At 70.5% G+C, this 23,411-nt stretch carries 22 protein-coding genes; 10 read left to right on the top strand and 12 right to left on the bottom strand.

Annotated features, from left to right (window positions below):
• Positions 1-41: 41 nt before the first annotated feature.
• The 3 genes from galK to RBS12_RS15190 are packed head-to-tail and all read right to left on the bottom strand — an operon-like array spanning position 42 to position 3,108.
• Positions 42-1,199 (bottom strand): galactokinase, encoded by a 1,158-nt coding sequence (gene galK, locus RBS12_RS15180; RefSeq protein WP_307966967.1) that lies wholly within the window; start codon positions 1,197-1,199, stop codon positions 42-44.
• On the bottom strand, positions 1,196-2,329 hold the full coding sequence (galT, locus tag RBS12_RS15185; protein WP_307966968.1) for a galactose-1-phosphate uridylyltransferase: 1,134 nt from the start codon (positions 2,327-2,329) through the stop codon (positions 1,196-1,198). The genes galK and galT overlap by 4 nt, the downstream gene beginning before the upstream one ends.
• Complete coding sequence (locus RBS12_RS15190; RefSeq protein ID WP_307966969.1) at positions 2,326-3,108, bottom strand: DeoR/GlpR family DNA-binding transcription regulator; 783 nt, start codon at positions 3,106-3,108, stop codon at positions 2,326-2,328. The genes galT and RBS12_RS15190 overlap by 4 nt, the downstream gene beginning before the upstream one ends.
• A 137-nt stretch (positions 3,109-3,245) precedes the next feature.
• Here RBS12_RS15190 and RBS12_RS15195 point away from each other — a divergent pair, with 137 nt between their 5' ends.
• The 3 genes from RBS12_RS15195 to RBS12_RS15205 all read left to right on the top strand — a co-directional run bounded on the left by RBS12_RS15195 (position 3,246) and on the right by RBS12_RS15205 (position 6,202).
• On the top strand, positions 3,246-4,199 hold the full coding sequence (locus RBS12_RS15195; RefSeq protein WP_307966970.1) for an aldose 1-epimerase family protein: 954 nt from the start codon (positions 3,246-3,248) through the stop codon (positions 4,197-4,199).
• A gap of 148 nt (positions 4,200-4,347) precedes the next feature.
• A complete protein-coding gene (gene ilvA, locus RBS12_RS15200) occupies positions 4,348-5,601 on the top strand; it encodes a threonine ammonia-lyase (RefSeq protein WP_307966971.1) in 1,254 nt (417 codons plus the stop codon).
• A gap of 4 nt (positions 5,602-5,605) precedes the next feature.
• Positions 5,606-6,202, top strand: coding sequence for a rhomboid family intramembrane serine protease (locus RBS12_RS15205; protein ID WP_307966972.1), 597 nt, complete (start codon positions 5,606-5,608; stop codon positions 6,200-6,202).
• Between the two features lie 163 nt (positions 6,203-6,365).
• Here the strand turns inward: RBS12_RS15205 and greA are convergent, their stop codons facing one another.
• On the bottom strand, positions 6,366-6,857 hold the full coding sequence (greA, locus tag RBS12_RS15210) for a transcription elongation factor GreA (protein WP_307966973.1): 492 nt from the start codon (positions 6,855-6,857) through the stop codon (positions 6,366-6,368).
• A gap of 210 nt (positions 6,858-7,067) precedes the next feature.
• A complete protein-coding gene (locus tag RBS12_RS15215; protein ID WP_307966974.1) occupies positions 7,068-7,517 on the bottom strand; it encodes a DUF4307 domain-containing protein in 450 nt (149 codons plus the stop codon).
• An 18-nt stretch (positions 7,518-7,535) separates the two neighbouring features.
• On the opposite strand from RBS12_RS15215, the gene mca reads away from it, so the two are divergent.
• Together mca and RBS12_RS15225 are read left to right on the top strand one after the other, a co-directional pair.
• Positions 7,536-8,435 (top strand): mycothiol conjugate amidase Mca, encoded by a 900-nt coding sequence (gene mca / locus RBS12_RS15220; protein ID WP_307966975.1) that lies wholly within the window; start codon positions 7,536-7,538, stop codon positions 8,433-8,435.
• A 36-nt stretch (positions 8,436-8,471) separates the two neighbouring features.
• The gene (locus RBS12_RS15225; protein ID WP_307966976.1) at positions 8,472-8,858 is read left to right on the top strand and encodes a hypothetical protein; all 387 of its coding nucleotides are present in this window, start codon (positions 8,472-8,474) and stop codon (positions 8,856-8,858) included.
• Between the two features lie 6 nt (positions 8,859-8,864).
• On the opposite strand, the gene RBS12_RS15230 is transcribed toward RBS12_RS15225, so the two are convergent.
• The 3 genes from RBS12_RS15230 to RBS12_RS15240 form a co-directional block, all read right to left on the bottom strand.
• The gene (locus RBS12_RS15230; RefSeq protein WP_307966977.1) at positions 8,865-11,033 is read right to left on the bottom strand and encodes a bifunctional polysaccharide deacetylase/glycosyltransferase family 2 protein; all 2,169 of its coding nucleotides are present in this window, start codon (positions 11,031-11,033) and stop codon (positions 8,865-8,867) included.
• Positions 11,030-11,494, bottom strand: a complete 465-nt coding sequence (locus tag RBS12_RS15235) for a hypothetical protein (RefSeq protein ID WP_307966978.1) — start codon at positions 11,492-11,494, stop codon at positions 11,030-11,032. Before RBS12_RS15235 ends, RBS12_RS15230 begins: the two co-directional genes overlap by 4 nt.
• 143 nt (positions 11,495-11,637) lie before the next feature.
• Positions 11,638-12,099 carry a hypothetical protein gene (locus RBS12_RS15240; protein WP_307966979.1) on the bottom strand — a complete coding sequence of 154 codons (462 nt, stop codon included), beginning with the start codon at positions 12,097-12,099 and terminating at the stop codon, positions 11,638-11,640.
• Positions 12,100-12,281: 182 nt separating this feature from the next.
• On the opposite strand from RBS12_RS15240, the gene RBS12_RS15245 reads away from it, so the two are divergent.
• Complete coding sequence (locus tag RBS12_RS15245) at positions 12,282-14,387, top strand: thioredoxin domain-containing protein (protein WP_307966980.1); 2,106 nt, start codon at positions 12,282-12,284, stop codon at positions 14,385-14,387.
• 2 nt (positions 14,388-14,389) lie between these two features.
• On the opposite strand, the gene RBS12_RS15250 is transcribed toward RBS12_RS15245, so the two are convergent.
• From RBS12_RS15250 to RBS12_RS15260, 3 genes are read right to left on the bottom strand one after another with little or no spacing between them, the layout of a single operon-like run.
• On the bottom strand, positions 14,390-15,061 hold the full coding sequence (locus tag RBS12_RS15250) for a hemolysin III family protein (RefSeq protein WP_307966981.1): 672 nt from the start codon (positions 15,059-15,061) through the stop codon (positions 14,390-14,392).
• Positions 15,062-15,109: 48 nt separating this feature from the next.
• Positions 15,110-15,340: a hypothetical protein gene (locus RBS12_RS15255; protein WP_307966982.1), complete on the bottom strand. Its 231-nt coding sequence runs from the start codon at positions 15,338-15,340 to the stop codon at positions 15,110-15,112.
• Entirely contained in the window at positions 15,337-16,788 is a 1,452-nt protein-coding gene (locus tag RBS12_RS15260; protein WP_307966983.1) for a glycosyltransferase family 2 protein, read from the bottom strand. The genes RBS12_RS15255 and RBS12_RS15260 overlap by 4 nt, the downstream gene beginning before the upstream one ends.
• Before the next feature lie 325 nt (positions 16,789-17,113).
• On the opposite strand from RBS12_RS15260, the gene RBS12_RS15265 reads away from it, so the two are divergent.
• The 4 genes from RBS12_RS15265 (at position 17,114) to RBS12_RS15280 (ending at position 22,690) form a co-directional block, all read left to right on the top strand.
• The gene (locus RBS12_RS15265; protein WP_307966984.1) at positions 17,114-18,925 is read left to right on the top strand and encodes an EAL domain-containing protein; all 1,812 of its coding nucleotides are present in this window, start codon (positions 17,114-17,116) and stop codon (positions 18,923-18,925) included.
• A gap of 38 nt (positions 18,926-18,963) precedes the next feature.
• Entirely contained in the window at positions 18,964-20,337 is a 1,374-nt protein-coding gene (locus RBS12_RS15270; RefSeq protein ID WP_307966985.1) for a GGDEF domain-containing phosphodiesterase, read from the top strand.
• Between the two features lie 29 nt (positions 20,338-20,366).
• Positions 20,367-21,128 (top strand): isoprenyl transferase, encoded by a 762-nt coding sequence (locus RBS12_RS15275; protein WP_307966986.1) that lies wholly within the window; start codon positions 20,367-20,369, stop codon positions 21,126-21,128.
• 227 nt (positions 21,129-21,355) lie between these two features.
• The gene (locus tag RBS12_RS15280) at positions 21,356-22,690 is read left to right on the top strand and encodes a PhoH family protein (RefSeq protein ID WP_307966987.1); all 1,335 of its coding nucleotides are present in this window, start codon (positions 21,356-21,358) and stop codon (positions 22,688-22,690) included.
• Between the two features lie 3 nt (positions 22,691-22,693).
• Here the strand turns inward: RBS12_RS15280 and RBS12_RS15285 are convergent, their stop codons facing one another.
• A complete protein-coding gene (locus tag RBS12_RS15285) occupies positions 22,694-23,395 on the bottom strand; it encodes a GNAT family protein (protein WP_307966988.1) in 702 nt (233 codons plus the stop codon).
• Between the last annotated feature and the right edge of the window lie 16 nt (positions 23,396-23,411).

Here is a 23,411-nt window from a genome sequence, read left to right on the forward strand (position 1 = left end):
CGGGCAGGGAATCCTGCCCGGGCCGCTCGCGTAGGCAGACGTTACGCGAGCCGCCGCGCGCCGTCGGCCGGGGACACCGTGAAAAGGCGGGGTTCGCGGAAGCCGCGCCCCGCGAACGCGTCGAGAACGGCATCGCGCACCCGGGCCTCGTCGTCGGCCGGGACGACCGCAATCGCGGAGCCGCCGAAGCCGCCCCCCGTCATGCGGGCCCCGATCGCGCCCGCCGCCTGCGCCGCCTCGACGGCCGTGTCGAGCTCGGGGCACGAGATTTCGAAATCGTCGCGCATGGAGGCGTGGCTCGCGTCGAGGAGCGGTCCGATGGCGGCCGGGCCCGACGCACGGAGGGCCGCCACGGTGTCGAGGACCCGCTCGTCCTCCGTGACGATGTGGCGGACGCGTCGGAACGTCACGTCGTCCATGAGCCCGCGTGCCTCCTCGAGGTCCTCGACCGAGACGTCGCGCAGGGCTTTTACTCCGAGGATCTCCGCGCCGAGCTCGCAGGCCGCGCGTCGGCTCGCGTAGCCGCCGTCCGCGTGGGAATGGGCGACCCGGGTGTCGACGACGAGCGTGACGAGTCCGGCCGCGGGAGCGTCGAACGGAACGAGCTCGGCGCTCTGGTCGCGGCAGTCGAGGAAGATCGCGTGGCCTGCCTTGCCGCGCAGGGACGCGGACTGGTCCAGGATCCCGGTCGGCGCGCCGACGAACGCGTTCTCCGCCCGCTGGGTCGCGAGCACGAGGTCGGACGTCGAGAGGCCGGCTCCCGTGAGCTCGTTGAGCGCCGTCGCGACCGCGCACTCGATCGCGTGCGAGGACGAGAGTCCCGAACCGAGCGGCACGGTCGAGTCGAGTGCCAGGTCGAAGCCCGGCACCTCGATCCCGCGCTCCTGGAAGGCCCACACGACGCCCGCCGGGTACACGCTCCAGCCCGCGGCGCTCTCGCGGTCGAGCCCGTGGACGGCGAGCTCCGTGACGCTCGCCGTCCCCGCCGTCGAGAACAGCCGGATGACGCCGTCGGCGCGGATACGCAGCGCGACGGCAGCGGCGAGGTCGATCGCGAAGGGCAGGACGAAGCCCTCGTTGTAGTCCGTGTGCTCGCCGATGAGGTTGACTCGCCCCGGCCCCGCCCACACGCCGTCGGGTTCGCCGCCGAACGTCTCCCGGAACGCGGCCAGCGCGCGGTTCGTGAGCCCCGCGCTCATCGCGCGGCCCCGGACGCAGATGCGACGACCTCGCGCAGGCGGGCAGCGACGTCCTCCGCTCGAGTGTCGTTGATGAAGGCGCCCATGGCGGCCTCCGAACCGGCGAGGAACTTGAGCTTGTCCGCGGCGCGGCGCGGCGACGTGAGCTGGAGGTGGAAGCGGGACGCGGGCCTCAGCGCGGGGTCGAGCGGCGCCTGATTCCACGCGGCGATATACGGCGTCGGGGTGTCGTAGAGCGTGTCGACGCCCGCGAGCAGCCGGAGGTACACATCGGCGAGCTCGTCCTTCTCCTCGCCGGTCAGCCCCGCGAAGTCCGGCACGTCCCGATGCGGGACGAGGTGCACCTCGACAGGCCATCGGGCCGCGAATGGCACGAAGGCGGTGAAGTGCCGCCCCTCGAGCACGATCCGGCTCCCGTCCGAGCGCTCGCGGTCGAGGAGGGAGCCGAGAAGGGTCTGCGTGCCGTCGGTCGCCTCGAAATGGCGCTGCGCGGCCGCCGCGAGCTGGGCGCCGCGCGGCGTGAGGTACGGGTACGCGTAGATCTGGCCGTGAGGGTGGTGCAGCGTCACGCCGATCTGGGCGCCGCGGTTCTCGAACGGGAACACCTGCCGGATTCCCTTGAGCGCACTGAGCTCGGCCGTGCGGTGCGCCCACGCCTCGACGACCGTGCGGGCGCGCACATAGGGCAGCCCGCCGAAGGACCCCGTGTGCTCGGATGTGAACGAGACGACCTCGCAGCGGCCCGCCGCGGGCACGCCTTCGCCCCACGCGAGCGAGCCCGGAAGTTCGGCCAGGACCGGCCCGAGGGAGGGGAAGCGGTTCTCGAAGACGACCACGTCGTAGTTCGAGTCCGGGATCTCGGAGGCGTTCGACGGCGTCGTGGGGCACAGCGGGCACGCGTCCGCGGGCGGGAGGTGGGTACGCGCCTGGCGGTGTGCGGCGACGGCGACCCAGTCGCCGCTCAGCGCGTCGAAGCGGAGCTCGCCGGGCTCGGCACGCTCCGGCAGCTCACGGCCGTCGCGCGCGGGGATGCGCGGCTCGGCGCCGGGATCGTCGAAGTAGACGAGGTCGCGGCCGTCCGCGAGCGTGCTTCGCGTGATGGTGGGGGAGAAGTCGGCGAGGGCTGTCATTCGGGGCTCCCGGTGGTGGAGAGGTCGGCAAGGATGACGTGGGGGATGCGGTCGTCGAGCTCGCGTCTCGCGGAAGACGAGAGGCCTGTGTCGGAGATGAGGGTGTCGGCGCGCTCGATCGGGGCGATCTGCGCGAGGCTCAGGAGTCCGTACTTCGAGCTGTCGGCGAGGACCACGAGCCGAGCCGCGGACTCGGCGGCGGCGCGGTTGGTCTCCGCCTCGAGCAGGTTCGGGGTCGTGTAGCCACCGCGGGGGTGCAGCCCGTGGACGCCCATGAAGCACAGCTCGACGTGCAGCTGGGCGAGGGATGCCGTCGCAAGCGGGCCCACGAGCGCCTCCGACGGCGTCCGCTCGCCGCCCGTGAGGATCGTGCGGACGGAGTGGCCGAGGGCTTCGGCGACCTTGATGGAGTTCGTGGCCACCGTGAGGTCCGGGACGGTCGGAAGGAGCTTCGCGAGGGCGAACGTCGTCGTGCCGGCCGTGACAAAGAGCGTGGACCCGGGGCGGACGAGCTTGACGGCCTCGCGGGCGATCGCCGATTTGGCGTCCGTGTGGTGCCCGAACTTGACCTCGAATCCCGGCTCGGCGAACGCGAAGTCCACGACGCGTGCCGCTCCGCCGTGGACCCGCCTCGCGAGACCTTGGTGCTCGAGCTGTTCGATGTCTCGTCGGATCGTCATCTCGGACACCGCGAGGGACGTTGCAAGCTCCGCGACCCGCACGGCCTCCCTCTTGTCGAGCTCCGCCAAGATGCGCGCGTGGCGCTCGGCAGCAAGCACGGCCCTTCCCCCTGTTCTCGAGAGTCACATCACATCAACAAAACTTTTCTAACAAAACATAACATTTCTGGTGTCCGCAGGGAAGGGGTCGGGAGGGGCTTTCGCGTGCGGTCGCGGCGAGGCTAACGTGGGGCTCCATGAGCGCTCCGAGCCCTGCCGTCACGCCCCGTTCCGCCGCAACCGGCCGTCAGTTCCGCATAGCGCGGGGCGGCAGCACCGCCGTCGTCACGGAGCTCGCCGCGGCGCTCCGCTCGTTCGAGGCCGACAGCGTCCTGCTCACCGAGACGTTCGGCGACGGCGATATCCCGCCCGGCGCGACAGGCATCACGCTCGCCCCGTGGGCGAACCGCGTCGAGGACGGCAGGTGGACCCTCGACGGCAAGGTGCAGCAGCTCGACATCACGGAGCCTTCGCGCGGCAACGCGAGCCACGGCCTCCTGCGCAACACCGGATACGCGGTGCTCGACGCGGCCGAGGATCGCGTCTCCCTCGAGGCCGTCGTCTTCCCGCAGCACGGCTACCCGTTCCTCGTGCGGCACCGCGTCGACTACGCGATCGACGACGACGGCGGCCTCCGCGTGCGCCAGACCCTCGCCAACGACTCCTCCCGCCCCGCGCCGTTCGTCCTCGGGGCCCACCCCTATCTGCGCCTCGGCGACGTGCCGACGGGCGAGCTCACGCTCGCCGTGCGCGCCTCGACGCGGCTCGTCGCCGACGAACGGCTCATCCCGCGCGAGACGGCGCCGGCGGTGGGCGAGTGGGATCTTTCGTCCGGCCGCCGGGTCGGAGACCTCGACCTCGATGCCGCGTACACGGACCTCGCGTTCGGCGACGCCAGCCCGTCCGGCGGCGCTGCGCACGCCAGGGCGACGCTCACGGCGCCCGACGGCCGATCGGTGTGGCTCTGGCAGGACGAGCGCTGCCCCTACACCCACGTCTTCGTCACGCGGACTTTCCCGGGCCGCGACGTCGCCGTCGCCCTCGAGCCTCAGACCGGGCCGGCCAACGCCTTCAACAGCGGCAACGATCTTGGCTGGATCGAGCCCCGCGAGGAGGCCTCGATGGAATGGGGGATCGGCGCGTCCCTCTGATCCGTCTGCCGACGCCGTCGTGAAGTCGGCGATGCGCCACTTCCCGCTCGGGCGTGGGAGACTGATAGTGCGCCCGTGGCTCCCGCCGAGACTCCTCCAGCGGGCACGGGCGCAGCAGAATCCTCCGAGCCCCCTAGGAGCGCGACCCGTGAATGCCCTCTCGACCCTCGCTGTAACGCTGGACGATGTCCTTGCCGCACAGGAGCTGCTCGAGGGCATTATTGCCAAGACGCCGATCGAGACGTCGAGGGCTCTCGGGCAGATGGTCGGCGGCGAGGTCTTCTTCAAGTGCGAGAACCTCCAACGGGCCGGCTCGTTCAAGGTGCGGGGCGCGTACGTGCGCATGGCGCGCCTGAGCCGCGAGGAGCAGGCCCTCGGCGTCGTCGCCGCATCGGCCGGCAACCACGCACAGGGCGTGGCCGTCGCGGCCAAGCGCCTCGGCATCCGCGCGCGCATCTACATGCCGCTCGGCGTCGCCCTCCCCAAGCTCCAGGCCACGCGCAGCCACGGCGCCGAAGTGGTCCTCCACGGTCACAACGTCGACGAGGCGCTCGCCGAGGCGAAGCGCTACGCCGAGGAGACCGGCGCGGTGTTCGTGCATCCGTTCGACAACGTCGACGTCGTGGCGGGGCAGGGCACCATCGGCCTCGAGATCCTCGAGCAGGTCCCGGACGTCGACACGATCCTCATGGGCGTCGGCGGCGGCGGGCTCCTCGCGGGCGTCGCCGTCGCCGTCAAGGCCAAGGCCGCGGAGCTTGGACGCGAGATCCGAGTCATCGGCGTGCAGGCCGAGAATGCCGCCGCCTACCCGCCGTCGCTCGCCGCGGACGCTCTCGTGCCGCTGCAGAAGGTCGCGACGATGGCAGACGGCATCGCCGTCGGGCTTCCCGGCCAGCTTCCGTTCAGCATCATCCGCGAGCTCGTCGACGACGTCGTGACCGTGAGCGAGGATTCGCTCGCCCGCGCGCTCATCTTCCTGCTCGAGCGGGCCAAGCTCGTCGTCGAGCCGGCGGGCGCCGTCGGCGTCGCGGCCCTCCTGGACGGCAAGCTCGCCCAGCTGGGGATCCACCCGAAGAAGACCGCGGTGATCCTCTCGGGCGGCAATATCGACCCGATGCTCATGCTCAAGGTCATCCAGCGAGGCCTTTCCGCCGCGGGCCGCTTCTTCACCGTGCGCATGATGCTCGACGACCGCCCCGGCTCGCTCGCGACCATCTCCCGCATCATCGCGGAGAACGACGCCAACGTCACGGGCGTCGACCACACGCGCGTCGGCGGCTCGATCGCGATGGGGGATGTCGCGATCACGATCGACATGGAGACGAAGGGCCACGAGCACTGCGAGCAGGTCCTCCGCGCGCTCCGGGCCGAGGGCTTCCAGCCGATCGTCATGCACCTCTAGGCACATGGGCGTTCGCGAGAGTCTCGCCGGCCGGGCACGCGCCGGCCTCGCGACGATGGCCGTTGTCACGGCTGTCCTCTACATCATCGAGGCCGTCAATATCGCGACCGCGGGGCTGCTCACCCTCGAGTTCGGCATCCGGCCTCGCGACCCCGCGAGCCTTCCGGACATCCTCACGGCGCCCCTTGTCCACGACGCGTCGAGCTGGAGCCACCTCCTGGCGAACACGCTCCCGCTCGTTGTCTTCGGATACCTCGCGTTTCTCGCGGGGGCACGCCAGTTCCTCACGGCCGTCGTGTTCTCGTGGCTTGCCTCCGGGTTTGGCGTGTGGCTGTTCGGCGGCTCGCTCTTCGGGGCTCCAACGGTAACGGTCGGGGCCTCGGGCGTGATCTTCGGGCTGTTCGGATTCCTCCTCGTGCGCGGGTTCTTCAATCGGAGCTGGGGGCAGGTGATCCTCGCCGTGGCACTGTTCCTCGTGTACGGGTCCGTGCTGCTCGGGGCGCTGCCGTCGGTCGGCCGGGGGATCTCGTGGCAAGCGCACCTGTTCGGGCTCGTCGGCGGGGTGCTGGCCGCCGTCGTCCTCCGTCGCCGGGGACGCTGACTGCCGGTTGCGCGAGAGGTGAGCTCTCGTCGCAAAGAAGCCCCCAATCCGTCGAGAGCTCACGTTTCGATCGTGAAGCGTCGCGAACTGGACGAACGACGACGGCGCCGCCCCCCGCGTGGGGAGCGGCGCCGTCGTCGTCAGGTACGGGCCCGCGAGCTGGTCAGCCCGCGTAGGGGGTCGCCGAGATGATCTCGACCGGGATCTCCTTGCCGTTGGGCGCGGTGTAGGACAGCTTGTCCCCCTGCTTATGCCCGATGATCGCGGCGCCGAGCGGCGACTTCTCGCTGAACACGTCGAGGTCCGAATCGCCCGCGATCTCGCGCGAGCCGAGAAGGAAGCGCTCTTCGTCGCCCGCGATCTTGGCCACGACCAGCATGCCAGGCTCGACAACGCCGTCATCGGCGGGCTTCTCGCCCACGTGGGCGTTGCGCAGGAGCTCGGTGAGCTGGCGGATGCGGGCTTCGATCTTGCCCTGCTCCTCCTTGGCGGCGTGGTAGCCGCCGTTCTCCTTGAGGTCGCCCTCCTGGCGCGCGGCCTCGATCTTCTCGACGATCTCGTGACGGCCGGCACCGGAAAGGTGGTCCAGCTCCGCCTTCAGGCGGTCGTACGCCTCCTGCGTGAGCCAGGCGCCGCCATGGTGGGTGGTGGTCATCTCGTCTCCTCAGTAATTCCGTGCCCGGATTCGGCACGGCCTTCAAGCAAAGACCCCGCCGGGGTGCTGCGATCCGGGTGCCGACCCGGTCCGCCTGCTGCCACCGACGGGGCATTGGGTATTAGTCCATTGTAGTGACCATGACAGGCGAACCCAAGTCGTGTGAGGCCCGTGTCACATTGACAGTCCCCGGAAGGGTGCTTGAGGGCGTCAGGTCCCGGCAATCCAGCACGTATCGACGCTCACGGACACCGCTAGGCTCTCGGTGCGAAGCGCGACGTGCGCATTCGTCGTCGTCATGCCCGAACCGCTCGTCGGGCCGAATTCGAGCTGCTTCCAGCCCACGACGCCGAAGGCGCTGTTGAGTGCCTTGACCGCGCAGTACGCGGTCTGCGAAGCCTCCTTCGTGACCTGGAAATCCTCGGTCGCGTGCCACGCATCCGGGGTCGTGAAGCCAACATCCTTGAACGTTGCGGTCTTGACGTTTCCGCTCCACGCGAACACCGCGACCCCGGCGACGACGACGGCGAGCACGGCGGCGACGAGGATCGCCGCGGCGCGTCGGCCGAGCCGCCGGCGCGGGGCGCCGTACCGCCCGGCGTAGCGCCCTGCGTTGGGCTGCGCGCCGTGCGCGGGGGCTGCTCCGGGGTTCTGAGTCACCCGTCTATTCTAGGAGTCGTGTCCGAGAACGCGCTGCGCCTCCTGGCGGTCCACGCCCACCCCGACGACGAATCGAGCAAGGGCGCGCCCATGATGGCCAAATACCTTGCCGAGGGCCACGAAGTCATGGTCGTGAGCTGCACCGACGGATCGCGCGGCGACGTCCAGAATCCCGCCCTCCTCGGCGACCCGCACGCGTCGCGGGACATGGCCGGTGCCCGGCGGCTCGAGATGGCCGAAGCCCAGCGGGTCATCGGGATGCAGCACCGCTGGCTCGGCTTCACCGATTCGGGGCTTCCCGAGGGCGATCCGCTGCCGCCGCTGCCGTGGGGCGCCTTCGCTACCCTTCCGCTGGACCGCGCCGCCGCGCCGCTCGTGCGGCTTGTCCGCGAATTCCGGCCGCATGTCGTGGTCGCCTATGACGAGAACGGCGGCTATCCGCATCCCGACCACATCATGGCGCATCGCGTCGCAGTGGAGGCCTTCCGGGCCGCGCCCCTCGCGGACGAGTACCCCGATGCCGGAGAGCCGTGGGCCCCGGCCAAGCTCTATTACGACGTCCCGTTCAACGTGGGCAAATACGAGGCCTTCCACCGCGCGCTCCTCGAGGCGGGGCTCGAATCGCCGTACGCGAGCTGGGTTGCCTCGACGACGGAGGACGACAGCGAGGGCCACCACCCCTGGGCCGCGCGTCACCCGGTGACGACCCAGGTCCACTGTGCCGAGTATTTCGACATCCGCGACCGCGCCCTCGCCGCGCACGCATCCCAGGTCGACCCGAAGGGCTCGTTCTTCGCGGTGTCGCTGGGCATGCGCCAACGGCTGTGGCCGTGGGAGGACTACTCGCTCATCTCGTCGAGCGTGGGCTTCCCGGCGCCGGGCGAGATCGAGCCGGACCTCTTCGCCGGCTTGCGGTAGGCCGGGCGGCGATGGCCCGCGGGCTAGGATAGATGGGTGCATTCCCTCCTCCTCGCCGTCATGGCGTCCGGCGCCGTGACACCCGATCCGACCCCTGCTGGCACCCTCAAGCCCGGCCTCACGGAGGATCAGGTCTCCCCAGGACTCTGGGGCTTCCTCGCGACGGCTTTCGTGGTTCTCCTGAGCGTCTTCATCATCGTCGACATGGTTCGGCGCCTTCGCCGTGTCCGCTACCGCTCGCAGGTCGAGGAGGAGCGCGAGCGGCGCGAAGCAGAAGCGCTCGGCGAGGGGGAGGCCGAGGAGTCGGGCGAGGGCGACGGCGGCGAGCACCCCAGTGAAGGGCACGACGGCGGGGATACGCCCCCGGCGGGCGGCCGGGAGGGCCACGCCGCGAACGGCGCGGGCAACGGCGCCACCCCCTGACAGAGGTCAGGCCGGGCTCTCGGGCGCGGGCGGCACGCGGAGGCTCCCGTACCGCTCCATGCGGTGCCAGCGGAGATGGACGCCCGCGAGCGCCGTCACGACCGACTGGATCACGACGAGGTACATGAGCTGCCGGTAGACGAACTGCTGGAGCGGAAGGGTCCACAGGGGCCGTAACGGCTCGCGGTCGAGGCGGAACGCGTAGCCAGCCATGAGCAGCTGCACGGCGAGGAACGCGAGCCACAGGGCGGCGATGCGGATCGGGTCGAGGAAGATGAGGCCATACACCGCGAAGACGTCGACGACTGGGGCGAAGAGCGGCAGCAACACCTGGAGGACGAGGAGATAGCCGAGTCCGCGGCGGCCGAGCTTGCCGGCCTGCCCGCCCTGGACGACGGCGCCGCGGTGCTTCCACATGGCCTGGAGAGTCCCGTAGCACCACCGGTAGCGCTGCTTCCAGAGTGCCCCGAGCGTTGCCGGCGCTTCGGTCCAGGCCCGCGCGTCGTCCTTGTAGACGACGCGCCAGCCGTCCCGGCACAGCGCCATCGTGAGGTCGGTGTCCTCCGCGAGCGTGTCGTCGCTCACGCCGCCGACGCGCACGAGCGCATCGCGTCGGAACGCCCCGATGGCGCCGGGAACCGTCGGCATGCACTCGGCGACGTCGAACAGGCGGCGGTCGAGGTTGAAGCCCACGACGTACTCGATGTGCTGCCACGCTCCGAGGATGCCGCCGCGGTTCGCGACCTTCGTGTTGCCCGAGACCGCTCCGACGTGGGGATCCGCGAAAGGCTCGATGAGCGCCCGGACCGTGTCCGGCTCGAAGACGGTATCGCCGTCGACCATCACGACGATGTCGTGGGAAGCCGCCCGCAGCCCCTCGTTGAGCGCCGACGGCTTGCCGCCGTTCTGCTTCCGGATGAGCTTCACCGCGGGAAGGTCCAGGGAAGCGACGATGTCTGCGGTCGCGTCCGTCGAGCCGTCGTCGACGACGATGATCTCGACGGGGTGCGTCGACGCGGCGATCGAGCGGACGGCGGCTTCGATGCCCGCCGCCTCGTTGTAGGCGGGGACGATGACGCTCACGGGCTCGACGACGCCGTGGCGCAGCGGCGCGTTGATCCGCCGTCGTCCGCGTACCGCTCCCAACGCGCGCCGCGCCGCTCGGCGGTGACGCGCCGCGAAGCCCACGACGAGCACGGCGCGGACGAAGGTGACGACGCCGCTCGCGAGGAGTGTCCACGAAACCGCTGTGATCACGGCGTCGCTCAGCTGAATGCCCCACACGAAGGCCGTCCCGCTCACCCGCTCGGCCGGGCTCGCCGCGCGCATGGACGAAATGCCGACGGCGTCGCCGACGGTTGTCACGTGGTAGCCCTGGCCGGGGAGGGTGCCCAGGAGCGAGTCGAGCGCGGCGACCGTCTGAGCGCGGTCGCCGCCGCCGTCGTGCAGGAGCAGCACTTGGCCCTGCGCGTTCGACGGCGTGAGGTTGCGTTCGATGGCCGACTGGCCGGGGCGCTGCCAGTCCTCGCCGTCGAGGGTGGTCAGGACGGTGAGGTAGCCCTGTTGGGCCGCGGTCTGCATCGCGGCCCACGTCCCATCCGTGACGGCGTCGTTCTCCGAGCTGTAGGGCGGGCGGAGAAGCGTGGCCGCCCGCCCGGTGATGCCGGCGATGGCCTCTTGGGCCCCCGCGATCTCGAGCTGGCGGCGCCACGCAGGCGCCGTGCCGAGGTCGACGTGGGTGAGGGTGTGGACGCCGAGCTCATGGCCCTCCGCGACCATTCGCTGCACGAGGCCGGGGTTCTCGATGGCCGCCGCCCCGACGACGAAGAAGGTCGCGTGCACGTGGTGCCTGGCGAGCACGTCGAGGATCTGGGGCGTCCAGGTCGGGTCGGGGCCGTCGTCGAACGTGAGCGCGAGCGTGCGCTCGGGCGGCCGCACGGCCCGCACGGTGCCGCCCCGGGCATCGACGATGGGCCCGCCCTGGGAGACGGCCTGCGGGACGCTTCCGGCTTGGCCGCTCGAGGGCACCGAGTCGTCTCCGATCCCGGCGAGGTGGCGCATGTAGCCCTGGATCGTGAGCGCGAGGGCGAGGCCCACGAGCACCGCGGCGAGCGCGATCCAATGGGCTCTGACGCGGCGAGGTTTCCTCGTCGTGGGCTGGCCCGCCGGGCTCACGGGTGCGGGTGCGGCCGGTCGGACTGGCCGGGCGCGGTCCCGCTCTTGCCGGGCGACGTCGGCGACGGCGACGGGGCGACGGGCCGGGCGGGGGCGGCTGGCGCCTGGACGGCGCCGCTTCCGGCAGGTGCGGCCGCTGTGTGCGCGGCGAGGACCGCGGAGAGCCCGGTGCCTTCGTTTCCCGCGGCGGGTGCCGCGGAGGGTCCCGTCCACGGAGGTGCGGCGGGACCCTGGTCCGCGGTCGCCGTCGTCTGCGCGGGCAGGGGCAGATAGGGGGCCGCGATATTGGGGCCGCCGAGGAGGGCCACGGCGAGGAGCGCCACGTAGCCGACCACAAGCACCAAGAAGATGCCGCCCGCGATCCGGACCCTGCGGAGCCTGCGCCCCGAGGCGTCGACGAAGATCGGCCCATGGGCGGGGGCCGTTTGAGGACGCGGGGATTCGTGGCGGAGCTCTGTCATCGAGCACACATTGTAGCCGGGGCACCTTGAGGGAACCTTGGGCCCCTGCGATGGTTGCTCCGGGAAACCGAGTTTGGCGCTGCGACGCGCAGCAGAAGTAGATCCGCCACTGCTGGAGCGGGTGAGGATAGCGCGCTACTGGATCAGGGCCGGGCAGAGTCGCTTGAGCCGGACTTGATCGGCTGCCCGAGCACCACGGTCCACTTTCCCTCGTCGTACAGCCACCCGATATGGACCTTCTTCTTTGCTCCGCTTGCCCGCGTTAGTTCGAGGATTGCGGCTTCCGGGAAGCTGTAGGCAGAGGGAATATCGAGGGTGTCCGCCTTGGTGTCCCATCCCTTGGCGAACGAAGCGAATGCTTCGGCATCAGGCCGGATGCCCGTATGGCGCGGGGTCGCCAATTTCACCAGTTGGTCGACATCGCCCGAGGCCGCCACCTCGACGACATGCTCCGCGAACGCCTTCTGGCTGCCTGAGGGCGGCGGCGTGCCCGGAGGGCCGGGAGCGCCGCAGGCGGTCATCACGAAGAGCAGGAACCCCAAGACCCACACGACGGCATCAGGTCCTGAGCGCCCACCAGACCGCGCTGGGTTTGTGTTGGTCATAAAGGTCCCATATCAGTTGGTTGAGGGTGTTTGCACTGTGGTAGGTAAGCTCGCAGACCTCGATTCGCATGGCGCGGTCCCTTGATGGACCTCTAGGCCGAGCTGATCACCTTGCCTATTGCATCACCGCCGCGCATCACAAGGGCCCTATGATGCAGCTATCACAGGATCGGAGTGACACTGTGGCAAACCGCCTGGCCAGCGCCTACAGCCGCTATCTCCTGCAGCACAAGGACAATCCCGTGGACTGGTATCCCTGGGGAGACGAGGCCTTCGCGGAGGCGGCCCAGCGAGACGTTCCGCTGTTCATCTCGATCGGGTACGCCGCGTGCCACTGGTGCCACGTCATGGCGCACGAATCCTTCGAGAATCCGGCCATCGCGGAGGCCCTTAACGCGCGCTTCGTGAGCGTCAAGGTGGACCGCGAGGAGCTGCCAGACGTCGATTCCGTCTACATGGCCGCGTGCCAGGCCATGACCGGCCAGGGCGGCTGGCCGCTCAGCATCTTCGCGCTCCCGGATGGCCGAGCCTTCTACGCGGGGACGTATTTTCCGCCTGCCGGCCAGCCCGGCAGACCGAGCTTCCGGCAGATCCTCGACGCCGTGTGGGAGGCCTGGACCGAGCGCCGCGACGGCGTCGAGCGGCAGGCGGCGGCGCTGGCCGAGGGGCTCGGCGGCGTCTTCTCGTCGCAGCTCCTTGACGTCGGGGCGCCCGCTGCTCCCGTCGACGCAGGCCTGCTGTCGGCTGCCGTGACGGAGCTCGCCCGCTCGGAGGACCGCGAGCATGGGGGCTTCGGTCGCGCCCCCAAGTTCCCGCCGTCGCCCGTCCTCGAATTCCTTGTCCGGCACGCGGCGGCGGCCGGGGAGACCTCCGCCGTCGCGCGCGGTCTCGCGGGCCGCACGCTCGCCGCGATGTGCCGCTCAGCGCTCTTCGACGCCCTCGGCGGCGGCTTCGCGCGCTACTCGGTGACCGCCGACTGGTCGCTCCCGCACTACGAGAAGATGCTCTACGACAACGCCCAGCTGCTCCGCGTCCTCGCCCACTGGGTGCGCCTCGGCGGCTCGGCTGACTTCCCGGCCGACGAGGCCCGCACGGCCGCGGGCCTGACCGCCGAGTGGCTCGTGCGCGAGCTTGGGCTTCCCGAGGGCGGCTTCGCGTCCTCGCTCGACGCCGACTCTGAGCGGGACGGCCGCAGCCTCGAGGGCGGCTTCTACGTGTGGACGCGCGCCGAATTGACTACCGCCGTCGGCGGCGTCGGCGCGGCCGGCAGGGACAGCGAGGACGACGGCGCGCGGCTTGCGGGAATTTTCGGCCTCCCCAGCGCGGGGCACGCAGCGCCGCTACACGCGGGGCGCGCCCTCGAGCCGGACGAGCGAGACCTGTGGGAACGGCTCCGTCCGTCCCTGCTTTCCGAGCGCTCCCGCCGCATGCCGCCCGCGCGGGACGACAAGGTCGTGGCGGGCTGGAACGGTCTGGCCGTCGCGGCGCTCGCGGACGCGGCCTGGGCCCTCGGCCGGCCGGAGCTCCTCGACGACGCGCGCCGCGCGGCCGAGCTCCTCCGAACGGTCCATTGGGACGGCGGGCGGCTCCTGCGGGTTTCGCACGAGGGCGCGGCAGCCGGGGTCGAGGGGCTCCTCGCCGACTACGCGGGCTGCGCCGAAGGGGCCTTGGCGCTGTACGCGGCGACGGGGGAGGAACGCTGGTACGTGTGGGCGGAGGAGCTGCTCGGGGTCGCGACACAGCGCTTCGTGGAGGGCGGCCTGCTCTCGGACGCTCCCGCCGGGGGCGGTACGGCCGGCCCGGGCGTGCGCTCGGCCCTCGCGGGGGCGCGCTCCCTCGAACCACACGACGCCGAGGCGCCGAGCGGCGCGTCCCTCCTCGCGGGGTCGCTCCTGGCCCACGCGGCCTACAGCGGCTCGAGCGAGCATCGCGTCCTCGCGGGTTCGATCCTGGCCGGGCTCCCGCACCTCGCGGCCCAGGGCCCGCGCGTCGTCGGCTGGCTTCTCGCCGTCGCGCAGGCCGCGCTCGTGGGCCCGCTCGAGGTCGCCGTCGTCGGCGCCCCGGGGGAGGACCGCCGTCGTCTGCACGGCGAGGCGCTCGCCTCGGCGAGCCCGGGCGCTGTCATCGCAGTCGGCGAGGCGGCGGAGGGCGAGGCTCGTGTGCCGCTGCTCGCCTTCCGAGCCGCGGCGGACGACGGCGCGCCCCTCGCCTACGTGTGTCGGGACTTTGCCTGCCGGCTCCCTGTCAGCTCGCCCGAGGAACTGCGCGACGTGCTCGCGCACGGGTGACCTCAGGCGGGCGTCGCGAGCACGGCGAACATGATCGCGATGTAGTGCGCCGTGAAGCCGCCGACCGTGAACGCGTGGAAGAACTCGTGGAAGCCGAAGTGGCGCCAGCTGAAGTTCGGTCGGCGGATCCCGTAGAACACCGCGCCCGCGATGTAGAGGGCGCCGCCCGCGCAGATGAGGATCGCGGCGGGGATGCTCGCGGCGAAGAACTTGGGCAGGAACAGGAATGCCGCGCACCCGAGGGCGACGTAGATGGGCACGTAGAGCCAGCGCGGAGCCCGGACCCACAGGACGCGGAACAGGATGCCGAGCACGGCACCTGACCAGACGAGGGCTAGCAGGAGGATGCCACTGTCGCGGGGGAGGAGCACCCACGAGAGCGGGGTGTACGTGCCCGCGATGACGAGCATGATGTTCGCGTGGTCGATGCGCTTGAGCACCGCCTTGACGCGAGGCGACCAGTTGCCCCGGTGGTAGACGGCGGACACCGAGAAGAGTGTGAGCCCCGTGAGCGCGTAGATTGCGCAGGCGACCTTGCGGTCCGCGCCCGGCGCGAGGGCGATGAGGACGATGCCCGCCGCGAGGGCGATCGGCGTCGAGGCGGCGTGGATCCAGCCCCGCCATGACGGTTTGAGGGCCAGGAGCTCGGTGCGCGAGAGCACGTTCTGCTGCATTCGCCCAGTCTAACTTACGGTTTGGTAAGTTACCTGAGGGTAGGTTGGCTAGATCGGCCCGTCGGGGTAGATGCTGCGGGTCTCGCGGCGCGTGTACCGACGGCGTCGGGGCAGGCGGGGCCGCGGGAGGATCTTGGCTACGGCGAGTGTCCCGTACAGGAGCGTGTTGATGGCCACGAACGTTGCGAGGACGTTGAACGCCTCGCTCTGCAGGAGTTCCTGGGGGAAGAGGATCCCCTGGTCCGCGATCCCGTGGAGCGGGGCCAGGAGGTGCGTCATCGGACCACCGGCTCTTTCTGCGGCGGTGCGACCTGGGACGTCTGGGTGAGGTGGGTCCACGTGGCCTGGCGGCCGCGCGTGATGTCGACGATGCCTTTGACGTAGACGACGTTGAGAAACATGTCGTACAGCAGCTCCGGGAGGATCAGTGCGGCGAGGAGCCTCGCGCTCCATCCTCCGGCCCACGCCGTCAACACGCGCTCGAGGGCGAAGAGCGATCCGAGACTCAGCCAGAACGGGAACCACACCCACGTGTCGAGTGAGAGCGCCATGAGCGCCATGAGCAGCAGGTAGGAGCCCAGCGCGATCACGCTGTACCCAATGCCGATCTGTTGCGCCCAGTAGCGGGTGGTCTGGGGCGTCACGCCGTAGGCGCCGAGGTTCTCGAGCGCGCCGCGCTGCCAGCGCAGCCGCTGCGCCCAGAGCGTGCGCCACGAGGGCATGAGCTCCGTCACGACCGTGCATTCGGCCGGCGAGATCATGAGCCCGCCGAGCGACTTGATGGCGATCGTGAGCTCGTTGTCCTCGGTGAGGGCCGCCGTGTCGTAGACGTCCCCGGTCCGGCCCGGGATCTGAACGCCACGGCTGCTTGCGACGGCGCGCAGCCCGGCTGGGCGGAAGATCGACGCCGTTCCCGTGAGGACGAAGACGCGGCCGTTGCGGCGCCGGATGTCGCGTGAATAGCGAACGTACTCGCTCCGCTGGAACTGCCGGATTAGCCCGGGGCCAGACTCGCCGAAGAAGAGGCCGCCCACGGCCATGAGGGCGCGGTCGTCGGAGAAGCGGCTTGCCGCCGTGGCCAGGAAGCGCGGGCCGAGCATCGTGTCGGCGTCCATGACCATGACGACGTCGTTGTCGCGTTGGTGGGGGAGGATGAGCCGCAGGATCTGGTTGAGCGCGCCACCCTTCTTCTCCGTGTTGCCCACGGTCTCGAAGACCTCGGCCCCCGCGTCCCGGGCCACGTCTACGGTGCCGTCGGTGCAGTTGTCGGCGACGACGATGACGCGGTCCGGCCGGCGGGTCTGCCGGGCGAGCGAGGCGAGCGTCTGCGGCAGCGAGGCCTGCTCGTTGTGTGCCGGGATGAGGACGGTCACGGTGACCTCACCGGCGAAGATTCCCCGCGTCGCCGCCATGATGACCTTCGGCGCGAGAGGGCGCGAGGGGAGGTGGACGCTCGACCGGCGGTAGCGGTCGGCAACGTAGCGCTCGAGCAGGGCGACGCCCGCGCCGAGGAGTGCCGACGTCGCCGCGGCCATGAGGATGACCTGAGTGCTCGGGGCGTCGGCGTCGTACAGGACCTTCCAGATCCCGGCGACCGTGACCTCGACCGGCGACCAGAACCTCGGCGGGTGGCTTGCGGACACCGCCCACCACAGCAGGGCCGCCGCCCCGCTGACGGTCAGGAAGATGAGTAGCCCAACCAGCCGTTGGAACCAGTCCGTGCGCACGGATCAAGGGTATCGGCATTTCGGTGTGAGATTGGACATGTACAAGGTTGACTGGATTTCCCGATACACTTTGGGCTAGTGCTGGCGCTGGGATGCGCCGGCCGAGGGGAGAGCCCCTCGCAGCTGACCCCATGGATGGCTTTGCCGACGGCCTCACGCCTCGCCGCCGGGTGACCAGTGTGTGCCCGGAACCGAGCGCGAGCCCGACTACAGGAGCGTGTCCGATTGGCTCGAAGGCGCACCGAGCTCCGGGGTGTTCTGCCGCGCTGCGGCGAGGGACAGACCGGTGGGTTGCAATCCGTACACCTTGGCTTTGGAATTCGCCGTGGACAGGGCTAGCCACCTGAAGGACCGTCGGGCCAACCGCCGGTTCCCAGCGATGGCCGCGACCATCGACCGGCTGGGAACTGACATCCCGACCGTTCCCGCAGACACCCCGGTCGGCACCGTTGACGGCATGTTCCGGATGGATCCAGCGCTGCGAGCCGTTGCGGTTCAGGACGGACCGCGCCAGCTCGTCCTGTTGACGCGCCGGCTCGTGGAGACCCACCTCTCGGGCCGTCTGGGCTATGGGCGCGCCCTCAACGCCCGCCGAACCGCGGGTCAGCTCTTGCCCGAGTATCGCGTGGTGTGCCGGCCCGGCATGAGCCTCGATGAGGCCGCGAAGATCGCCCTGGGCCGCCCCGAGGAAGTCCGCTACGACGATCTGCTCATGCTCGCCTCTGACGGGCCCAAGGTGGTGAGCGTCTCTGAGATCTTCGAGGCGCTCGCGCACTCCTTCCGGCACGCGGCATGGCACGACGACCTCACGGGGCTGCCGAACCGGCGTTGGCTCGACGAGGAGGGGCCCGCGGTTCTGGCCCGGTCCAACCCGGACCGGACTGCGCTCCTCTACATCGATCTGGACCACTTCAAGGCGGTCAACGACACCCATGGGCACGATGCGGGCAATGCGGTCCTCGTCGAGTTCGGCCGGAGGCTGCGCGAATGCCTCCGGATCGAGGACGCCGCCGTCCGGCTCGGCGGCGACGAATTCGTGGCCCTCCTCGCCGACATCGACGAGGCCGACGCCGAGAAGGTCGCCGAGCGCGTCCTCGAGGCCGCCCAAGAGCCGATGGTCCACGGCGAGCACGCCCTGGCGCTTTCAGCGACGATCGGCCTCGCGATGGCGCGGGACATCGCGTGGGACGAGGAGCTCGGCCCCCTCGACGTCCTGCTCCGCCACGCGGACGGGGCGATGCTGACCGGCAAGCAGCTCGGTAAGCAGCGGGTCCAGCGACTCGATGGCCAGGCGGGCAACCCGTTCGCGCGGCTTGCGCAGATTCGGCGGCGGTTCCTCGGCGCCCTCGAGGATGGGACCCTCACGGTCCGGTATGAACCGATCCTGGACCTCGCAAGCCACCGCTGCACGAGCGTCCAAGCGGTGCTCCATTGGGACGATCCCGAGCTCGGAAGCGTCGAACCCCACGAGTTTCTCCCGGTGGCGGAGCGGAGCGGTCAGCTGGCCCCTATCGCGCTGCGGATTCTCGACGAGGTGTGTGCGCAGGCCGCCGCATGGCGTCGCGATGGCCACGCGTGGCGGGTCGGGCTGCGGACCGTCCCGACGTGGCTCGCCGGCGGGCAGCTCGCGGCGGACGTCAAGGCCGCGCTCGCGGCCCACGAGCTGGACGGCGAGGGGCTGCGGATCGACGTCGGCGGGCGGTTCGCACTCTCCGACATGGCCCACGCGAAAGCCCAGCTCGCAGAGCTGCGCGACGCCGGTGTGGACGTGGGGCTCGATGGCTACGGGAGCGAGCACGGCACGATCGCGGTCCTCAGGGCGCTCCCGTTCACGATGCTGAAGGTGACGTCGGACCTCGTGGCGCACATCGACTCGAGCCACGCGGACGCCGCCATTTTCTCCGGGATCGTCAACACTGGCCACGCCCTCGGGCTCCGGGTCATGGCCTCTGGGGCGACCCGTGCACCCCAGCTCCGACTGCTGCGCGAGCTCGGCTGCGACGCCGTCCGAGGAGAGCTCATCGGCGGGCCCATGAGCGCCGAGGAACTCGTGCGGCGCTTCGGCTCCGACCCGAGCGAACCTGGCCAGGCGCGGCAGGTTTGCCTCGCGGGCGAGGCGGCCTCTAACGTTTCCTGAGGTAACGGTCGGGCTCCTCGGTCCGGACTGTGGCACGAGTGAATGGGAAGTACTGGATCTTGGCGGCTCCGCTCATCTGGCCCGACAACCGGCGGGGCCTGACGCTCGAAGTTGAGCGGCTCCTGCAGCCTGACCTCGAGCACGGGCGCGCGCCGGACCAAGAAGGTCCCGACGGTCGCGCCCTGCTCCTCGTAAGCCTCGACGCTTACCCCCGGATCACCTACAACCTTGGCCAGGCCCAGGCCGATCTGGTCCTGGACGAGGTCCAGCGCACGCTCACGGAGTTCGTGGGGGAGAACGGCCTCGTGCTGCGCTCCGGCCAGGACGAGTTCGCAGTCCTCCTCCGCCGCGCCGACGCGAACGAGGCCCGGCGCGTAGCGCTGGGAATCCAAGGCCGCGCACGCGGCGTCGAATGCGGTCTCACGCGGCCCCTCCTGAGCGTGAGTGTCGGCGCTCGGACGGCCGACGCCGGGGAGGGCGCCGAGGAGGTCATCGCGACCGCGGGAGTAGCCCTCGAGGCAGCGAAGGCGGGCGGCCGCGGCAAGCTCAAACTCTTCGAACCTTTCATGCTCGACGCCCTCGAGGTCCGCCACCGGCTCAGCAGCGACCTCGCCGAGGCGGTGCGGGAGGGTGCGCTCACCGTCGCGTATCAGCCGATCGTGAGCCTCAAGACGGGCCGGGTGCAGGGCGTCGAGGCGCTCGCGCGCTGGGCCCATCCCGCCCTCGGGCCCATCCGGCCTGACGAGTTCCTGCCTCTCGCCGAGGAGCTCGGCATCGCCGGGGAGCTCGACCACCACGTGCTCACCACGGCGCTCGCCCAGACCCGCACGTGGCTGCGTGACCTCCCTCTCGAGCCGGACTTCAGCGTGAGCGTCAACATCACGGCGTCGCAGCTGGCGCACCTCGAGTACATCGACGGCGTGCGGCGCGCGCTCAGCGAGGCCGGGGTGCCCGCCGGCGCGCTCGTCCTCGAGATCACCGAGGCATCCTTCGTCGCGGGCGACGACGTGGACACCTACTCGCTCCTGGGCCTCCGCCGGCTCGGGGTCGGCCTTGACATCGACGACTTCGGGACCGGCTATTCGTCGATCAGCTACCTCCGCAGGCTCCCCGTGAACCGCGTGAAGATCGACCGCTCGCTCCTCGGCGACGTGGCGGAGGACCCCGCGCAGCGGCGATTCCTCGGGGCCGTCCTGCGGCTCGTCGAGGCGTGCGGGCTCTCGGTGGTCATGGAGGGCATCGAGACCGCCGAGCAGGCCCTCGTCGTCGCCGAGCTCGGCGCGGACGCCGGCCAGGGCTACCACTTCAGCAGGCCACTCCCGGCGGAGCAGATGACGGCATTCCTCGAGGACGCCCTCGACCACCCGCTCGCTCCGTTCTCGGAGGGGCCGGAGCGATCCGCGCGACGATAGGCTGTCCTCGAGTGAGGCGGGAGACGACCATGGACTTGCCAGGATTCCTGTACGGCTACTACGAGCGACGTCTTGCGCGTGAGCTCCGGCCGGACAGCATCCCGCGTCACATTGGCGTCATGGTCGATGGCAACCGCCGCTGGGCCCGTCAGTTCAATGCGCCGTCGAGCCAGGGCCACCGGGCCGGCGCCGACAAGATCCACGAATTCCTCGGCTGGTGCCGCGAGCTGGGCATCCGCGTCGTGACGCTCTACATGCTCTCGACGGACAACATGAACCGCTCGAGCGACGAGCTCAAGGAGCTCACCGACATCATCGCCGAAACGCTCGATCGGCTTGACGAGGACCCCACGGTCTCCGTCCATGCGATGGGCGTCCCCGAGCTCCTTCCAGACCACCTCGCCGACCGGCTCGCGCGCCTCACCGCGAAGCCGAGCCCGTCGGAGCCCCTCCACGTCAACGTCGCCGTGGGCTACGGCGGCCGGCGCGAGATCGTGGATGCCGTGCGCGAGCTCCTGCGCGACGCCCTCTCCCGCGGCGAAGACATCGGCGAGCTCGCCGAGCGGCTCGACGTGGACGACATCTCGCGCTTCCTCTACACGGCGGGCCAGCCTGATCCCGATCTGGTGATCCGCACGTCGGGCGAACAGCGGCTCTCGGGCTTCCTCATGTGGCAGAGCGCGTACAGCGAGTTCTACTTCTGCGAGGCGCTCTGGCCCGCGTTTCGCCGCGTCGACTTCCTCCGCGCCCTGCGCGATTACGCCGGCCGGCAGCGCCGCTTCGGCGCGTGACCACGGTCACAAATTACATTCCTGTGATTTACCCGACACTCCCTCAGACGTAACCCGCCCGTCATCTCTAGCGGCGTAGATTGACGCCATCGGGAGGCAACCGCCACCCGAGCGGGGAGGCCGAGTATGGGCGTTGCGTTGCAGCAGCTCCAGGAGGCCGGTACCGGCCTCGCGGCCGAGCCGGCAGGAACTGGAGATGCCGGGGAATCCCGGGGGCTGGAGTCGACGTGACGACCACTGGAGTACTGCCCGAAGAGCCCACCGCCGCGGAGGGCCGCCGCACCTACGTGCTGGACACCTCTGTGCTGCTCTCCGATCCGAGGGCCCTTCTGCGCTTCGCCGAGCATGAGGTCGTGATCCCCGTCGTCGTGATCACCGAACTCGAGGGCAAGCGGCACGACCCCGAACTCGGCTACTTCGCGCGCAAGGCGCTGCGGCTCCTCGATGACCTCCGCGTTGAGCACGGGAGCCTCGGGACTCCGATTCCCCTCGGCACCGTGGGCGGCACGCTCGTCGTCGAGCTCAACCACATCTCCGCTGAGGTGCTCCCCGCAGGCTTCCGCAGCGGCGAGAACGACGCACGGATCCTCGCCGTCGCGAAGAACCTCGCCAACGAGGGCCGTTCCGTCACGGTCGTCTCGAAGGACCTCCCCATGCGCGTCAAGGCCTCCGCGATGGGCCTGGCTGCCGACGAGTACCGCAACGAGCAGATCGTCGACTCCGGCTGGACTGGCGTCGCGGAGATCGAGGCGGGCGAGGAAGAGGTCGCCACCCTGTACGGCCACGAGCCCGTCTTCATGCCCGAGGCCGCCGAGATGCCCGTCAACACGGGGCTCGTGATCATCTCGCCGCGCGGCTCGGCGCTCGGCCGCGTCGGGGCGGACAAGCAGGTGCGGCTCGTGCGGGGCGACCGCGACATCTTCGGGCTCCACGGGCGTTCGGCCGAGCAGCGGCTCGCGATCGACCTCCTCATGGACCCGGCTGTCGGCATCGTCTCGCTGGGCGGCAAGGCGGGAACCGGCAAGTCGGCGCTCGCGCTGTGCGCGGGCCTCGAGGCCGTCATGGAGCGCCGCGAGCACAAGAAGGTGGTCGTGTTCCGACCGCTCTACGCCGTGGGCGGCCAGGAGCTGGGCTACCTCCCGGGCACCGAGGCCGAGAAGATGAACCCGTGGGGCCAGGCGGTGTTCGACACGCTCGGTGCGGTCACGAGCACGGACGTCATCGACGAGGTCATGGACCGGGGCATGCTCGAGGTCCTGCCCCTCACGCACATCCGCGGGCGCTCGCTTCACGACTCCTTCGTGATCGTCGACGAGGCGCAGTCCCTCGAGAAGAACGTTCTTCTCACGGTCATGAGCCGCATGGGCCAGAACTCGAAGATCGTCCTCACGCACGACGTCGCCCAGCGCGACAACCTCCGCGTCGGCCGCCATGACGGCATCGCGGCCGTCGTCGAGACGCTCAAGGGCCACCCGCTCTTCGGGCACATCACGCTCACGCGCTCGGAGCGCTCGCCGATTGCGGCCCTCGTGACCGAGCTTCTCGAGCGCGCCGAGATCTAAGACTCAGAGGTCACCTTCGGCAGGCAACCGGCCGCCGTCGTCCTTGGCTCCCTTGCTGGGCACGCCGAGGAAGGCGGCGGCCGCTTCCGCGCCGCTGACCGTAAGCTGCCAATCGGGGCGCTTGAAGTCCTCGCGCGCGAGCCGGAAGCGGAGTTCGCGTTCGACGACGCCGGGCCGCGGCGAGTGCCGCCCCTCGCCGTTGGGCGCGTACCCGAGCCGGCGGCTCACGCCGAGCGATGCGGCATTCCACTCGTACGCGCTAGTCATCGCGACCTCGGCGCCGAGGTGGTCGAAGGCCCACAGGAGGACGGCGACCCGCATCTCGGTGCCAACGCCCTGTCCCTGTTCGCTCTGCCGCAGCCAGGACCCCGTCTCAACCGTCCTGAGGGCCGGGAAGTTCTTCGCGGCGACGTCCTGGACGCCGAGAAGCGCGCCGTCGTGCGTCCAGATGCCGAAGGCGACGGTCCATTTTTCGGGCGAGGTCCCGGAGCGCTGCTGCCAGATCCAGCGAGCGGTGTTGAGCGGGAGCTCATCGGCGGGCGCATCGGCCCACGGAGCGGCAAAGGGCGTGCGGGCAGGATCGTGCAGACCCGAGGCGATGGCCTCGACGACGTGTGGGAGGTCCTCGTCGCGCACGGGCCGCAGGACGAGGCGAGGCGTGGCGAGCGTGATGCCAAAGAGCGGCCAGACGTCGTCGAGGGTCATGGCGCCACGCTAGCGT

The sequence above is a fragment of the Sinomonas sp. ASV322 genome (assembly GCF_030908245.1).
Lineage (GTDB): Bacteria > Actinomycetota > Actinomycetes > Actinomycetales > Micrococcaceae > Sinomonas.

Coding starts and splice junctions, on each gene's coding strand:
- galK (WP_307966967.1), bottom strand. CDS start 1,199: ATGAGCGCGGGGCTCACGAACCGCGCGCTGGCCGCGTTCCGGGAGACG.
- galT (WP_307966968.1), bottom strand. CDS start 2,329: ATGACAGCCCTCGCCGACTTCTCCCCCACCATCACGCGAAGCACGCTC.
- RBS12_RS15195 (WP_307966970.1), top strand. CDS start 3,246: ATGAGCGCTCCGAGCCCTGCCGTCACGCCCCGTTCCGCCGCAACCGGC.
- RBS12_RS15205 (WP_307966972.1), top strand. CDS start 5,606: ATGGGCGTTCGCGAGAGTCTCGCCGGCCGGGCACGCGCCGGCCTCGCG.
- greA (WP_307966973.1), bottom strand. CDS start 6,857: ATGACCACCACCCACCATGGCGGCGCCTGGCTCACGCAGGAGGCGTAC.
- RBS12_RS15235 (WP_307966978.1), bottom strand. CDS start 11,494: ATGACAGAGCTCCGCCACGAATCCCCGCGTCCTCAAACGGCCCCCGCC.
- RBS12_RS15240 (WP_307966979.1), bottom strand. CDS start 12,099: ATGACCAACACAAACCCAGCGCGGTCTGGTGGGCGCTCAGGACCTGAT.
- RBS12_RS15250 (WP_307966981.1), bottom strand. CDS start 15,061: ATGCAGCAGAACGTGCTCTCGCGCACCGAGCTCCTGGCCCTCAAACCG.
- RBS12_RS15255 (WP_307966982.1), bottom strand. CDS start 15,340: ATGACGCACCTCCTGGCCCCGCTCCACGGGATCGCGGACCAGGGGATC.
- RBS12_RS15275 (WP_307966986.1), top strand. CDS start 20,367: ATGGACTTGCCAGGATTCCTGTACGGCTACTACGAGCGACGTCTTGCG.
- RBS12_RS15285 (WP_307966988.1), bottom strand. CDS start 23,395: ATGACCCTCGACGACGTCTGGCCGCTCTTTGGCATCACGCTCGCCACG.